General features: G+C 66.9%; 16 protein-coding genes and 1 riboswitch. Of the genes, 6 read left to right on the top strand and 10 right to left on the bottom strand.

What is annotated here, in order from left to right:
* Positions 1-7: 7 nt before the first annotated feature.
* Positions 8-169 (top strand): hypothetical protein, encoded by a 162-nt coding sequence (locus BZF61_RS15765; RefSeq protein WP_158094089.1) that lies wholly within the window; start codon positions 8-10, stop codon positions 167-169.
* Here BZF61_RS15765 and BZF61_RS10115 read toward each other — a convergent pair whose 3' ends face one another.
* Positions 170-1471: a dipeptidase gene (locus tag BZF61_RS10115; protein WP_086618982.1), complete on the bottom strand. Its 1302-nt coding sequence runs from the start codon at positions 1469-1471 to the stop codon at positions 170-172.
* Positions 1472-1523: 52 nt separating this feature from the next.
* Between BZF61_RS10115 and BZF61_RS10110 the strand changes: the two genes are divergently transcribed.
* Together BZF61_RS10110 and BZF61_RS10105 are read left to right on the top strand one after the other, a co-directional pair.
* Positions 1524-2003, top strand: coding sequence for a cupin domain-containing protein (locus BZF61_RS10110; protein ID WP_086618980.1), 480 nt, complete (start codon positions 1524-1526; stop codon positions 2001-2003).
* Positions 2000-2395: a DoxX family protein gene (locus BZF61_RS10105; RefSeq protein WP_086619141.1), complete on the top strand. Its 396-nt coding sequence runs from the start codon at positions 2000-2002 to the stop codon at positions 2393-2395. Before BZF61_RS10110 ends, BZF61_RS10105 begins: the two co-directional genes overlap by 4 nt.
* A 52-nt stretch (positions 2396-2447) precedes the next feature.
* On the opposite strand, the gene BZF61_RS10100 is transcribed toward BZF61_RS10105, so the two are convergent.
* Both BZF61_RS10100 and BZF61_RS10095 read right to left on the bottom strand, forming a co-directional pair.
* A complete protein-coding gene (locus BZF61_RS10100; protein ID WP_086618979.1) occupies positions 2448-2699 on the bottom strand; it encodes an SWIB/MDM2 domain-containing protein in 252 nt (83 codons plus the stop codon).
* Between the two features lie 31 nt (positions 2700-2730).
* Positions 2731-3318 (bottom strand): YbhB/YbcL family Raf kinase inhibitor-like protein, encoded by a 588-nt coding sequence (locus tag BZF61_RS10095; RefSeq protein WP_086618977.1) that lies wholly within the window; start codon positions 3316-3318, stop codon positions 2731-2733.
* Between the two features lie 248 nt (positions 3319-3566).
* Between BZF61_RS10095 and BZF61_RS10090 the strand changes: the two genes are divergently transcribed.
* Positions 3567-5027 carry a S41 family peptidase gene (locus BZF61_RS10090; RefSeq protein WP_086618975.1) on the top strand — a complete coding sequence of 487 codons (1461 nt, stop codon included), beginning with the start codon at positions 3567-3569 and terminating at the stop codon, positions 5025-5027.
* Between the two features lie 8 nt (positions 5028-5035).
* Here the strand turns inward: BZF61_RS10090 and BZF61_RS10085 are convergent, their stop codons facing one another.
* A complete protein-coding gene (locus tag BZF61_RS10085) occupies positions 5036-5443 on the bottom strand; it encodes a GFA family protein (RefSeq protein WP_086618973.1) in 408 nt (135 codons plus the stop codon).
* A gap of 31 nt (positions 5444-5474) precedes the next feature.
* Positions 5475-5900, bottom strand: a complete 426-nt coding sequence (locus BZF61_RS10080; RefSeq protein WP_086618972.1) for a COG3650 family protein — start codon at positions 5898-5900, stop codon at positions 5475-5477.
* Between the two features lie 68 nt (positions 5901-5968).
* Here BZF61_RS10080 and BZF61_RS10075 point away from each other — a divergent pair, with 68 nt between their 5' ends.
* Positions 5969-7201 carry an FAD-binding domain-containing protein gene (locus tag BZF61_RS10075; protein ID WP_086618970.1) on the top strand — a complete coding sequence of 411 codons (1233 nt, stop codon included), beginning with the start codon at positions 5969-5971 and terminating at the stop codon, positions 7199-7201.
* A gap of 21 nt (positions 7202-7222) precedes the next feature.
* Here the strand turns inward: BZF61_RS10075 and BZF61_RS10070 are convergent, their stop codons facing one another.
* A complete protein-coding gene (locus BZF61_RS10070; protein WP_245804578.1) occupies positions 7223-7573 on the bottom strand; it encodes an HPF/RaiA family ribosome-associated protein in 351 nt (116 codons plus the stop codon).
* A gap of 273 nt (positions 7574-7846) precedes the next feature.
* Positions 7847-8059 carry a cold-shock protein gene (locus tag BZF61_RS10065; protein ID WP_086618969.1) on the bottom strand — a complete coding sequence of 71 codons (213 nt, stop codon included), beginning with the start codon at positions 8057-8059 and terminating at the stop codon, positions 7847-7849.
* A 271-nt stretch (positions 8060-8330) separates the two neighbouring features.
* On the opposite strand from BZF61_RS10065, the gene BZF61_RS10060 reads away from it, so the two are divergent.
* Entirely contained in the window at positions 8331-9101 is a 771-nt protein-coding gene (locus BZF61_RS10060) for a GGDEF domain-containing protein (protein WP_158094088.1), read from the top strand.
* A gap of 33 nt (positions 9102-9134) precedes the next feature.
* Here BZF61_RS10060 and BZF61_RS10055 read toward each other — a convergent pair whose 3' ends face one another.
* The 3 genes from BZF61_RS10055 to thiC all read right to left on the bottom strand — a co-directional run bounded on the left by BZF61_RS10055 (position 9135) and on the right by thiC (position 12401).
* Positions 9135-9779 carry a hypothetical protein gene (locus tag BZF61_RS10055; protein ID WP_086618966.1) on the bottom strand — a complete coding sequence of 215 codons (645 nt, stop codon included), beginning with the start codon at positions 9777-9779 and terminating at the stop codon, positions 9135-9137.
* 179 nt (positions 9780-9958) lie between these two features.
* Entirely contained in the window at positions 9959-10537 is a 579-nt protein-coding gene (locus BZF61_RS10050; RefSeq protein WP_143737003.1) for a DUF3833 family protein, read from the bottom strand.
* Positions 10530-12401: a phosphomethylpyrimidine synthase ThiC gene (thiC, locus tag BZF61_RS10045; RefSeq protein ID WP_086618963.1), complete on the bottom strand. Its 1872-nt coding sequence runs from the start codon at positions 12399-12401 to the stop codon at positions 10530-10532. The genes BZF61_RS10050 and thiC overlap by 8 nt, the downstream gene beginning before the upstream one ends.
* Positions 12402-12441: 40 nt before the next feature.
* A riboswitch (TPP riboswitch) is annotated at positions 12442-12551 on the bottom strand.
* Positions 12552-12594 lie beyond the last annotated feature (43 nt).

The following is a 12594-nucleotide window of genomic DNA, read 5'->3' as shown; positions in this document are numbered from 1 at the left end:
GCGCCGAATGGCCGATCAGAACGAAGCGATCCGCATCAAGGACGAGGCCGCGCGCGGGGCTGTCAGCAATACCGGCCTGCGCTATGTGCTGGCCTTCAGCCTCGGCTTTGCGGTGATCGCGATGAGTCTCGTGTGGATCATCCCCGCGCTGGCCCGGGCCAGCCATTGATTATTCCGGCTTGGTCGGCGGGTTGATCGGGGTTTCGATCGGCAGCTCGTCCGCCACGCTCGCAGCATAGGCCTCGGCCGCGCGCAGCACGCGCAGCGCGTTGCGGCTCGCGATCATTTCCAGCTCGGCCTGCGAATAGCCGCGCCGCGCCAGTTCCACGAACAGCGCAGGGTAGCCGCTGACATCCTCCATCCCCACCGGCCCGATCGGCATCCCGTCATAGTCCCCGCCGATGCCGATATGTTCAACGCCGGCGACCTTGCGGATGTGATCGATGTGATCAGCGACATCGCTGATGGTGCTCTTGGGCTCGGGATTGCTCGCCAGCCACGCGTCCATCGCCGCCGCCGCCGCCTCGGGATTGCCAAGGTGCACCACCCGCAGCCGCGCGATCTCGGCGTTGCGGCGTGCGTCCCACTGGCGCAGCTCCTCATTGATGAAACGCGGCAGCGCCACCACCATCACGATTCCGCCGTTCTCGGGCAGGCGCGCCAGCACCGAATCCGGCACGTTGCGCGGATGCGGGGTCACGCCGCGTGCGCCCGAATGGCTGAAGATCACCGGCGCACGCGCCACATCGAGCGCGTCGTGCATCACCTTTTCGCTGACATGGCTGAGGTCGACGAGCATCCCCAGCCGGTTCATCTCGCGCACGACGTCCTTGCCGAAATCGGTCAGCCCGCCGTGCTTGGGATCGTCGGTTGCGGCATCGGCCCAAGCCGTGTTGCTGTTGTGGGTGAGCGTCATGTAGCGCGCGCCCAGCGCATAGAACTGGCGCAGCACGCCAAGGTTGGAGCCGATCGAATAGCCGCCCTCCATCCCCAGCAGGGAGGCGATGCGGCCGTCGCGCATCGCGGCTTCGACCTGATCGGCGGTCTCGGCATAGCGCATCGCCTGCGGATAGCGCGCGATCAGGCGCTTGGTGACGTCGATCTGCTCGATGGTCTGCTGAACCGCGGCGGCCTCGTTGGCGTTGTGCGGGACATAGACCGACCAGAACTGTGCCCCGACCTTGCCCGCCTTGAGCCGGGTGAGATCGGTATGCATCGCGCCCTTGCCGGTCGCCGGATCGGCGGTGGCGGTCGTGTCGGTGAAGTCGAAGTCGTTGATCTGGTTGTTGCGCCGCGTGCGCAGCTGGCCGGGAGTGTCATTATGCCCGTCGAACACCGGCGCCGCCTCGAGCGCGGCCCGTGCGGTGGCGACCGCCTGCTCCTCGCTGACCTTCTTCTGCCCGGCGGCGGGCGCGGCCAGCATCAGCGCGGCGGCAAGAGCGAGGAAAACGCGCGGGGCAGTGGCTTGCATGTCTGGAAAAACTCCCGGTAAGGCAGGCCGAAGGGCTTTAAGCGAGGCCAAGATGAGCGATAGCGCGCAAAACCTGATCGAACAATTGGGCCTTGCCGCGCACCCCGAAGGCGGTTGGTATCGTGAGACCTGGCGTGGTGCGGCCTGCGCTGCGGGGCAGGGCGATGCCGGTGCGCCTGGCCGGGCCGAGGGCACTGCAATCATTTTCTTGCTCAAGGCCGACGAGGCCTCGCACTGGCACCGGGTCGATGCGACCGAGCTGTGGCTGTGGCAGGCGGGCGATCCCGTCGAACTGCGGCTGGCGGCAAGCGATGCCGGGCCGGTGCGGTCGGTGGTGCTGGGGGCGGACGTGGGAGCGGGGCAACGGTTGCAGGGCCTTGTGGCGCCGCACGAATGGCAAGCGGCCCGCCCGCACGGCACGCCGGTGCATGGCTACAGCCTGGTGTCTTGTGTGGTGGTGCCGGGTTTCGACTTCGCTGGCTTCACCCTCGCCCCGCCAGGGTGGGAGCCGGGCGAGGAACCGATCAGGTGACCCGTACTGCCCTGCGCTGGCTGCTGGCGACGTTCTATCTCGTTGCCGGTGTCATCCATCTGGTGCGGCCTGCGCCTTTCCTGGCGATCATGCCGGCATGGGTGCCCGCGCCCGAGGCGGTGGTGCTGTGGACCGGCGTGGCCGAAATCCTGGGCGCGATCGGCTTGGTACAGCCTTTCTCGCCGCCCCTGCGCCGCGCGGCGGGCTGGGGGCTGGCGCTTTATGCCTTGTGCGTGTGGCCGGCGAACATCAATCACTTCATCATCGACATGGCGCGCGACGATGGCGGGCTTGGCCTTGCCTACCACGTCCCGCGCATGATCGCGCAGCCGGTGATCATCTGGCTCGCGCTGTGGGTGTCACGCGAAAGCAAAACGGCGCACGAGGGCTGAGCACCCCGCGCGCCGTTTGTCGCGCATCCCACCCAGCGGCGGGGCGTCAATTTCAGCTCAGGTGCTTTGCGACCGCAGCGGTCATCTTGAACATCGAGATCTGATCCTTGCCGATCACCGCGCCGAGCTTGGCATCGGGATTGATCTGGCGCTTGTCCTTGCTGTCCTGAAGGCCATTGGCCTTGATGTAATCCCACACCTTCGAGGTCACCTGGGCGCGGGTCATCGGGCCCTTGCCGATCAGCGCTTCGAGTTCCCCCGAAAGCTTTACCGGCTTCTGCAGTGCGTTGGTCGATCCAGCCATTTTCTACTCCCTTGTCTTGATGGCAGGTTGATCACAAATCGTCGTCTTCCCAGTCCGCATCTTCGTCCATGCTCCCGGTAAAGGTGGCATGGAGCACCGCGCAAGCCGTAATCGTGCCCTGCAGTGATGCGAGCAGCTCCGCCCGACCAGCACCCGGCATCAGCACCAGTGGCAGATCGGTAGCGAAAACCTGGAACAGGTAATGGCGCGTTTCGCCTTCGGGGGGATCGGGCGGCAGCCATTCGGAATTGCCGAAAGCGTTTTTGCCCGTGCGCGGGGGCACCTCACCCTCAAGCAGCTTGCCGCGCTGACCGGCGAGGCCCCAGACCAGCCAGTGGCAGAGCGGTTCGGGGTTCGTCGCCGATGCATCCTCGACGATGACGACCAGCTCCTGCGAACCCGGTGGCGGCGCGCTCCATTCGAGCGGCGGCGCGACCGCATCTTCCTCCGTGGCGGTGAAGCTGCCATCCAGCTCCTCACCCGCGGCAAAGGCCGGGCTGGTCAGCGCAAACCCCCCGCGCCCGAGTGTCTGGGCCGAGCCAAGCGCTGCCACCGCAAGGCCGGGATGGCGTGCGGGCGCGGGAACGTGGGCGGCGAGCCAGGCGGGAAAGTCAATCATGATTCTGTCGCTTCATGCTGCCCGTGCTAGTCTTTTCGGCAGCGCGAGACGAGGCTTGGCCGGGCGGTTTTCGCCGGATTCTGAGGAAAACCCTGCAAATGCAGGCAAAAACAGCACGGAAACGGGTTTTGCAGCCGCGCATTCGCGCGGCTTGCTATCGGCGCCAAGACATTGCATCCATGGCGGGGTGCCGGATTATGCCGGTGCCACCGTTGCCCGCCTTGCCTTTGCCGGAGTCGTATTCTGCCATGAACGCCGCCCGCACCGTGCTCAGTACGATCATTGCCTGCGCGCTGGTGAGCTGCGGCGGGGGCGGTTCGGCACCGCCACCAACCGGTGGCGGCACCCCGAATCCGACCCCGACCCCGACCAGTTCGGCATGTTCCCTGCGCGCACAGCAAGACTTCGCCGACCGGGTGCTCAATGAATGGTACCTGTTCCCGGACCTGCTCGCGCCCGTCAATCCGGCGAGCTTCAACGATCTCCAGGCCTATCTCGACGCCCGGGTCGCCCCGGCCCGCGCCCAGAACCGTGACCGCTTCTTCACCTTCGCCACCTCGATCGCGGAAGAAAACGCGCTGATCAATTCGGGTGCCTCGGCAGGCTTCGGCATCCGTCTGTTCTATGACACCAATGCCAACCGCGTGTTTGTGACCGAGGCTTTCGAAGGCGCCAATGGCCTTGCCGCCGGGCTTGATCGCGGCACAGAGATTGTCGCCATCGGCACCGCCAGTAACAATCTCCAGAGCGTCGCAAGCCTGATGGCGAGCGGCGGGCCGCAGGCGGTGGTCGATGCTCTCGGCCCTTCGACCGCCGGCACCACCCGGGTGCTGCGCTTCATCCCGCAGCCCGGCGGGCCGACGATCGAGCGCGCCGTGACCAAGACCGAGTTTGCGCTCGATCCGGTCTCCGATCGCTATGGTGCGCTGGTGCTCAATGATGGCGGCAAGCGGGTTGGCTACATCAACCTGCGGACCTTTATCATCGCCGATGCCTCGGCCCAGCTGCGCAATGCCTTCGGCCAGTTCGCCGCGCAGGGCGTGACCGAGCTGATCATCGACCTGCGCTACAATGGCGGCGGGTTGGTCGAGGTGGCCGACATCCTCGGCGACCTGATGGGCAAGGGCCGGGTTGGCCAGGTATGGAGCCGGACCGTGCTGCGCGCTTCCAAGGCCGCCGAGAACGAGACGCGTCTGTTCCGCACCGAACCCAACGCCATCACCCCCACCCGAATCGCTTTCATCACCACCAACGCCAGCGCCTCGGCAAGCGAGCTGGTCGCCAATTCGCTGATCCCCTATCTCGGCACCAACATGGCGCTGGTGGGGGGCAACACCTTCGGCAAGCCAGTCGGCCAATTCGGGTTCGATCTGGCGGACTGCGATCTCAGGGTGCGAGCGGTGGCGTTCCAGACGGTCAACGCCAACAACCAGGGCGAATATTTCACCGGCCTTGCCAGCGTGGTGCCGAACACCTGCCGCGCCGGGGACGACATCACCCGCCCGCTTGGCGATCCGCGCGAAAGCTCGATCGCGGCGGCGCTCGATTTCCTTGGCGGACGGGCCTGTACCCCGATTTCGGGCGGGAAGGGTGCTGTCGCCTTCGATGCCGCCCAGCGCGCGCGCGCAGGACTTGACCTGCCCGAACGCCAGCCGCTCATGCCGGCGCGGCCGGGCGCGGGCGATCTGGAGATTCCCGGACGGTTCTAGACCCGCGGCTAGAGGCCTTCGGGAACGGTCTCGAAGCCGGGAATGTCACCGAGATCGACCCAGTCCTGCTTGCTTCTGGTGTAGCAGTGGAAGGCGGGCTTGAGGATGCTGGTATCGTCGAGCGTGCCGGCCTTGATGAACATCATCCCCGGCGGGTTTTCGACCCGGGTGAAGACGGGCGAGCCGCAGGTCCCGCAGAACTGCCGGCGTACGGTCGCGCCGCTGTCCCCGGTGTCGTTGTAGGTGGTCAGCTCGCCGTCATAGGCCACTGCACCTTCGGGCACACCGATGATCACCGACAGGCTGCTGCCCGCCTGACGCTGGCAGTTCTTGCAATGGCAGGTGACACACAGCAGCGGATCGCTCTCGCAGGTGTAGCGCACCTTGCCGCACAGGCAGCCTCCGGTGAGTGTCATGGCGTGTCTCCCCTGTTGATCCCCGCAAGCCTCAGGGCGCCGGTTCGCCCGTGAAGGGCTGGCGATCAGTATAGCCGCAGCCTTGCAATGTCTCCCCGTGCAAAGCGATAGTGGCGACGAAGGGGTAGGCGCGCTCGCTCATCCCGTCGCTGCACTGGCCGGGAGTGAGTGTCGCGGTGAGCGGTCTGCCATCGAGCGTGCCAGTGAAGCCCAGACCGCCGTTTCCGGCAAAGCGGCTGAGCGCGATGCGGGTGCCCGAGGGGTTCTCCGGCGTGGCCCACACGCCTTCGCCGGCGGTGATCCTGAGGTTCCAGAACGGCTCGGTGCCAATCATGGTCACCGCCTCCTCCGGCGCGACGGCGTCGAAGGTCTGTCCCTTGGGGTCGATCCCGTGTTTCCGGGCGGGCGAGCAGGCGGCGAGCAGCAGCACAGCAAGCGTCGGAAGGCAGCGGGGCATGGGAACTCCTTTGCGCTTGGAAACAGCTTTAGGGCGGAACCATGCTCCGGCCAAGCGGTTCAGCGGCCATGGATTTCACCCCGACCCGCGCGCGCGGCCAGCACCGCCTCGCCGAGTTTCTTCCCGCCGCCGGCCGACACTATGCCGATGCGCGCAATCACGACAATGGCCCGGCGGCTGGCGGGCGTGGCAATGTCTCGCAGCTTTCGCCGTGGCTCCATGCGGGACTGATCGACGAGACCGAGGTGCTGCAAGCGGTGCTCGGCATGCATTCCCTATGCGCGGCGGAGAAGTTCATCGCCGAGGTGTTCTGGCGAGTCTACTTCAAGGGCTACCTCGAACAGCGCCCTGGGGTGTGGGCAGACTATTGCGCGGGCCGCGACGCGGCGCTGGCGGCCATGGGGCGCAACAGCGGATTGGCGAGGGCCTACAGGCAAGCCACTGCGGGCCGCACCGGGATCGCGGCCTTCGACGTCTGGGCGCGGGAGCTGGTGGAGACTGGATACCTCCACAACCACGCCCGCATGTGGCTTGCCAGCATCTGGATCTTCACCCTGAAGCTCGACTGGCAGCTCGGCGCGGATTTCTTCCTGCGGCACCTGATGGATGGCGATGCGGCTTCGAACACGCTTTCCTGGCGCTGGGTTGCAGGGCTGCACACCAAGGGCAAGCACTATCTCGCGCGCTCTGACAACATCGCCCGCTACACTGTCGGACGGCCAGACGGTCCGCTGGCGGCAAAGGGGCTGGCAGAGGATGCGGCGCCGCTCGAGGAACCGCAGGATCACCCGCGCCGCCTGCCCGATCTGCCGCCGCCGGTGAGCGCGGCGGACTTTGCCCAGCCCTTCGCGCTGCTGCTGCATGACGAGGCCGCGCATCACGCACCGCTTGCCCTGCCCGCCGCGCCCGCGCTGGTGATCGGCGCGAGCCGGCCCGAGGCACGCTCGCCCGGTGCGCTCGGCACGGCCGCCGCCCGCTTTGCCGCAGGTGCGATAGCGGGCGGGCTGGCCGATGCCGCCGCTGCCTTCGGCTGCCCGGCGCGCGAATGGCACGCGGGCGAGCCGCTCGAGCCGCTGCTGGCTGAGGGCGGAATTGCCCGCCTGGCCGTGCCCTATATCCCCGCCGGATGGACCCGCGACGCGCTCGCCCCGGGGCTTGCACCACTGGCGGCGCAGGGCCGCGTCCTTAGCCTGCTCGGCGATCTTGATCGGGCCACCTGGCCCCATGCCAGGGCGGGGTTCTTCGGGGTGGCCAAGCAGATCGATGCGCTGCTGGGCGAATGCGGAATCTCCGGCAGCTAGGCCCGCGGCTTTGCCCGACCGTCAGATCGCCTTGTCGGGCGAGGGATCGTGCTTGTGCCGCTCGGCCTTGCCGAACATCCGTTCGAGCCGTTCGACGAGGGTGTTGGCGGCCTTCCTTGCGGCGGTATCGACATCCGCGGCCTTCTCGGTCACCCCGATCGGACGAGCGCCGCGCGGCCGCGCCTCGATGGTGCAATGCTTGTCGTCTCCGCCGTGCTTGCGTCCGTTGACGTCGCTGACGTGAACCTCGACCCGCGTCAGCCGGTTAGCGAACCGCGCCAATCGGTGCCGCACCTGCTGCTCGATCCGCTCGGCCACATTCTGGGTTCCCATCACCGAACTGTCAGTATTGAACTGGAACTGCATTGTCATCGGGCTCTCCTGTGTCAGCCAGTCGTGGTTCCCTGTTGCCGCTTCAAAGATGGGAAGTCCGAAGCCGGGTTTCCAGCGGGAACTGCACGGATCGCCAGGCTGGTCAGGCGATCTTGTCCGCAGCCTGGGCAATCTCGCCCGCCCGCCTCGTCCGCGCGTTCGCACCGGAATTCGGAAGTCTGGGCGATGGGGCCCGTCCTGCCGGGAGAGGGAGAAGGCGAGGGTGCCGGGCGGGGGAGCGCATGGCCGCGCGCCCCCGCCCAGGGCGATTCCTCAGTGGGCCGGCGAAAGGTTTACGGCGCTTTCCTTGCCGTTGCGCCCGCGCTCCAGCTCGTAGTTGAGGCGCTGGTCCTTATCGAGCGTCGTCATGCCGGCGGCCTGCACCGCGCTGATGTGGACGAAGCTGTCGGACGAGCCATCATCCGGCTGGATGAAGCCATAGCCCTTGTCGGTGTTGAAGAACTTCACGGTTCCGGTCTTGCTCATGGAATGTTCCTTTCAAGAACATGGGATTACCCCGCCGCGAAATGCGGCGAGGGGTCGTGCTTCGTATCGTCCAATGAAAGGAAGTCGTCGTCTGAGAGACGCCGGAGCCGGGGAGGGGATCCCTGGCGGCGGCGGAGCACAAAGTTCGAAGTCCGTCGCAAATTTCGACGTCAGCGGGCCGACCATAACACAGCTTGCGCCGATCGCCTAATCGGTCATCCCGCAGGAGTTCGTTAAGACATTCGCGAGAGGCATGGCGGTATCCTGGGCAATGATGCCACACGCCTCTGTCTTCACCGCGGCCGCCGGCCCCGCTCCACCCGCTGCGGGGCGCGGGGCGCTGCGTGCGCGCTTGCGGCGCACGGGATTGTGGGTGGTGGGCGGATCGGTGTTCGCTTCGGTCAGCTTTACCCATCTTTGCCTTATCCTGCTCGGCGAGCTCGACTACGCCGCCACGATGATTGCCGCAGTGCTCATCCCGCTGGCGGTGGCGAGCCTTGCCTTCCGCTGGATCGCCGGGCTGACCTTGCAGCTTGAGGCCGCGCGCGCCGAACGCGATCGCCTCGCCCATCAGGATCCGCTTACCGGCCTTGCCAACCGCCGCGCCGCGCTCGCCAAGCTGGAGAGCTGGGTGGCCGGGACGGAGCCGTTGGCGCTGGCGGTCGCCGATCTCGACCACTTCAAGCGCATCAACGACCGGCTCGGCCATGAGGGCGGGGACGCCAGCCTCGTCCACTTCGCCGCGATGCTGCGCAAGCTGGTGCCGCCCGGCTGGCTGATCGCGCGGATCGGCGGCGAGGAATTCCTGCTCGCCGCACGGGGCATCGACCCGGCCGATTTCGCCGCGCGGATCGAGGCGGTGCGCACCGCCATCGCGATCACCCCGCTGATCACGACGAGCGGCCCGTGGCACCTCACCGCCAGTTTCGGCATCGCCGCAAGGAGCGCAAACGAGGGCGTCGATCGCCTCATCTCCCGCGCCGACGCCGCGCTCTATGCCGCCAAGGAGGGCGGAAGAAACCGGACGGAGCGGGCGGCGTAATTTTCTAACAAAGTTGACAAAGGTGACACCGTGTCACTCTGGCTCTTCCCAGCCAGATGCTTGTAATGCCTGCATTAATTCATCGTCGCTCATGGCGGACGGACAGCCGGGGCCGGCGCGGGAGAATTGTTCGCGGTAGGTGGCGAATTCGTCGGGATCGTTGACGGTCAGCGCGCCGGTCTCGACGGCCTCGCCCGCCGCGACCTTGGCCAGCAGGCTCTCGAAATCGCGCGCGTAGCGCTCGGCCATCGGGCGCAGGCGGCCGAACAGCGGATTGCCCTCAAGCGTGCGCGAGCGCAGCAGCGCGACCGTCAGCCCCTCGTCGAAATGGCGGTAGGAGCCGACCTGCTCGCCCCTGTAGAACACCGGCCGCTCGACCCCGTTGATCGCGCGGTCGAGCGCGGCTTGGGCGAGCACGTCATAGGAATGATGGAACGCCACCTCCCACGCGAGGTCGAAGGGCTGGCCCTTGAGGCGCGAGCGCAGCCGGTAGGCCGACTGCCGCGAACACCCCACCGACCGCGCCGCCTCGGCCACGGAATGCGTCGCCGAGAGCGCGCGCAGGAAGGCGACCTGCTTGGGCCGAGACCAGCCATCATGGCGCTCGGCGCGCGGCGTGGCGGGGAGAGTGACGGGCGCAGTCGCGCCGGGCGAGCGGGGGGAGTGTGTCTGGGCCATCCGGGGAGGATGACTCGGGTCGGGGGGTGTAGGAAAGGGGTCGCAAACCTTGGCGTCGTAATCTCGTCGTGCGCCTTGCGCCCGGACGCCAGGGCTTGGATCACCATGGCAGATCCGGCACCGTCTTACGCGACGGGGTGAGGAAAGAAGCATTGTGCAAGGGGCAAGCGAACGCGCGTTCAGGGGGTTTTGCGGATGTCCTCCACCAGAACCGCCACGGTGATCCCAAGCTGGCTGACCTTGAGCACGTTGTCCGCGCGCGTCCCGTCGGGGGCGAGGGTGAGTTCCTGACGCACCTTGAAGCTGCCCTCCATCATGTATTCGAGCACCAGCCGGTTGCCCTCGGAGCGCCCCGTCACCGGCCCGATCGCGTCGGTGAGCGTGCCCTCGTAGCGCCCGGGGGCGAGCTCGACGAGCCGCCACTGGCGTGCACGCCGGGGCTTGTCGCCCTCGGTCACGGTATGGTCGAGCACCAGCACGCGGCGCGGCGGGATCGCCCAGGCCGATGCGGTCTCGGCCTCGGTGACGATCCGCCCGCGGCTGACCACGGTGATAGGGACGGGATCGGACAGCACCTTGGCGAGCGTGCCGGTGCCGCGGCTCTTTCCAACGAAGAAGGCGAAGGGATCGAAGCGCGGCGTTTCGGCCTGTGCAATCGGGGCGGTAATCGGCGGGGTGGAAACGCAGCCGCCGAGCAGAAGCGCGAGCGGGGCGAGCAGCACGATACGCGCCCGCCCCCTTGCGCCTGCATCAGTCATGCTCGCGGTCCCCCGCGCCGACGTAGAGCTGGTTGCCGACTTCGCGGAACTTGGCGCTCATCTCGGCCATGCCCTTTTCCGCCTCCTCTTCGCTGGCGACGAAGGTTTCGATGCCTGCGTTCTGCCTGGCGGCGAAATCGCGGACTTCCTGCGTGATCTTCATCGAGCAGAACTTCGGCCCGCACATCGAGCAGAAATGCGCCGACTTCGCACCTTTCGCCGGGAGCGTCTGGTCGTGGTATTGCTCCGCCGTATCGGGATCGAGGCTGAGGTTGAACTGGTCGCGCCAGCGGAACTCGAAGCGGGCCTTGGAGAGCGCATCGTCGCGCACCTGCGCTGCCGGGTGCCCCTTGGCGAGGTCGGCAGCGTGGGCGGCGAGCTTGTAGGTGACCACGCCCACCTTCACATCGTCGCGGTCGGGCAGGCCGAGATGCTCCTTGGGCGTGACGTAGCAAAGCATCGCCGTGCCGTACCACCCGATCTGCGCCGCGCCGATCCCGCTGGTGATGTGGTCATAGCCCGGCGCGATGTCGGTGACGAGCGGCCCCAAGGTGTAGAACGGCGCCTCGCCGCAGGCTTCGAGCTGCTTTTCCATGTTCTGCTTGATCTTGTGCATCGGCACGTGGCCGGGGCCTTCGATCATCACCTGCACGTCCTGCGCCCAGGCCCGCCTGGTCAGCTCGCCCAGGGTGTAAAGCTCGGCGAATTGCGCTTCGTCATTGGCGTCGGCGATGGAACCGGGGCGCAGGCCGTCGCCCAGCGAATAGGCGATGTCATAGGCCTTCATGATCTCGGTGATTTCGTCGAAGTGCTCGTAGAGGAAGCTCTCCTTGTGGTGCGCCAGGCACCACTTGGCCATGATCGAGCCGCCGCGGCTGACGATGCCGGTGACGCGCTTGGCGGTGAGCGGGATATAGGGCAGGCGCACGCCGGCGTGGATGGTGAAGTAGTCGACGCCCTGTTCGGCCTGCTCGATCAGCGTGTCGCGGAAGATTTCCCAGGTCAGCTCCTCGGCGATCCCGCCGACCTTCTCCAGCGCCTGATAGATCGGCACGGTGCCGACCGGCACGGGGCTGTTGCGGATGATCCATTCGCGGGTGTCGTGGATGTTGCGGCCCGTGGAAAGGTCCATGATCGTGTCCGCGCCCCAGCGGATCGCCCAGACCATCTTGTCGACCTCGCTCGCCACGTCCGAGGCGACCGCCGAATTGCCGATATTGGCGTTGATCTTGACGAGGAAGTTGCGCCCGATCGCCATCGGCTCGGATTCCGGGTGGTTGATGTTGGCGGGGATGATCGCCCGGCCGCGCGCGACTTCGCTGCGGACGAATTCGGGAGTGATGACATCGGGGATCTGCGCCCCCCAGCTCTCGCCGTCGCGGACGAGGTCTTTGGCGATCTCGCGCCCGAGGTTCTCGCGCTCGGCGACATATTCCATCTCGGGGGTGATGATCCCGCGCCGGGCATAGTGCATCTGGGTGACATTCATCCCCGCCTTGGCCCGTAGAGGGCGCCTGACGGGTTTGGGGAAGCTCGGAACCCCGCCCGAACGGTCAGGCCCGAGGCGGCCATTGTCTTCGGGCTTGACCTCGCGGCCCTCGTAATCCTCGACATCGCCGCGCGCGAGGATCCAGTCGCGGCGGATCGGATTGAGGCCGGCGCTGATGTCGATATGGGCATCGGGATCGGTGTAGGGGCCGGAGGTGTCATAGACCCGCACCGGGGGTTCGCCGCCTTCCAGATCAATCTCGCGCATCGCGACGCGGATTCCCGATCCGGTGCGGGCGCTGACATAGACCTTGCGGCTGCCGCGGATCGGCCCGGTGGTGACGCCGATTTCGACGGGGGAATTGATGTCGGCCATGTGCGTTCTCTCTCCAACGGGCGGAAAGAGCGCGGGATTTGGTGCACTGACCAGCCCACTCCCTCCGCCGATGCTAATCGGTTCAGGTTCGACGGGTCGGGCGATGCTAACCGCCCCTCTCAGCACAAGCGTGCTCCCCGGGGATGGGATAGGGATAGGCGCAAGGCGCGGCTGCGTCCAGTGAGATTGATGC

This window comes from Erythrobacter tepidarius (genome assembly GCF_002155695.1).
Lineage (GTDB): Bacteria > Pseudomonadota > Alphaproteobacteria > Sphingomonadales > Sphingomonadaceae > Erythrobacter > Erythrobacter tepidarius.
Note: the sequence above shows the minus strand (reverse complement) of the source record. Positions and strands in the feature narration are given on the sequence as shown.

Excerpts from the sequence above, each read along its gene's own strand:
- BZF61_RS15765 (WP_158094089.1), top strand. The coding sequence starts at position 8 with ATGGCCGATCAGAACGAAGCGATCCGCATCAAGGACGAGGCCGCGCGC.
- BZF61_RS10070 (WP_245804578.1), bottom strand. The coding sequence starts at position 7,573 with ATGACAATGCAGTTCCAGTTCAATACTGACAGTTCGGTGATGGGAACC.
- thiC (WP_086618963.1), bottom strand. The coding sequence starts at position 12,401 with ATGGCCGACATCAATTCCCCCGTCGAAATCGGCGTCACCACCGGGCCG.
- BZF61_RS10095 (WP_086618977.1), bottom strand. The coding sequence starts at position 3,318 with ATGATTGACTTTCCCGCCTGGCTCGCCGCCCACGTTCCCGCGCCCGCA.
- BZF61_RS10110 (WP_086618980.1), top strand. The coding sequence starts at position 1,524 with ATGAGCGATAGCGCGCAAAACCTGATCGAACAATTGGGCCTTGCCGCG.
- BZF61_RS10050 (WP_143737003.1), bottom strand. The coding sequence starts at position 10,537 with ATGACTGATGCAGGCGCAAGGGGGCGGGCGCGTATCGTGCTGCTCGCC.
- BZF61_RS10065 (WP_086618969.1), bottom strand. The coding sequence starts at position 8,059 with ATGAGCAAGACCGGAACCGTGAAGTTCTTCAACACCGACAAGGGCTAT.
- BZF61_RS10090 (WP_086618975.1), top strand. The coding sequence starts at position 3,567 with ATGAACGCCGCCCGCACCGTGCTCAGTACGATCATTGCCTGCGCGCTG.
- BZF61_RS10080 (WP_086618972.1), bottom strand. The coding sequence starts at position 5,900 with ATGCCCCGCTGCCTTCCGACGCTTGCTGTGCTGCTGCTCGCCGCCTGC.
- BZF61_RS10075 (WP_086618970.1), top strand. The coding sequence starts at position 5,969 with ATGGATTTCACCCCGACCCGCGCGCGCGGCCAGCACCGCCTCGCCGAG.
- BZF61_RS10100 (WP_086618979.1), bottom strand. The coding sequence starts at position 2,699 with ATGGCTGGATCGACCAACGCACTGCAGAAGCCGGTAAAGCTTTCGGGG.
- BZF61_RS10085 (WP_086618973.1), bottom strand. The coding sequence starts at position 5,443 with ATGACACTCACCGGAGGCTGCCTGTGCGGCAAGGTGCGCTACACCTGC.
- BZF61_RS10115 (WP_086618982.1), bottom strand. The coding sequence starts at position 1,471 with ATGCAAGCCACTGCCCCGCGCGTTTTCCTCGCTCTTGCCGCCGCGCTG.
- BZF61_RS10055 (WP_086618966.1), bottom strand. The coding sequence starts at position 9,779 with ATGGCCCAGACACACTCCCCCCGCTCGCCCGGCGCGACTGCGCCCGTC.
- BZF61_RS10060 (WP_158094088.1), top strand. The coding sequence starts at position 8,331 with ATGATGCCACACGCCTCTGTCTTCACCGCGGCCGCCGGCCCCGCTCCA.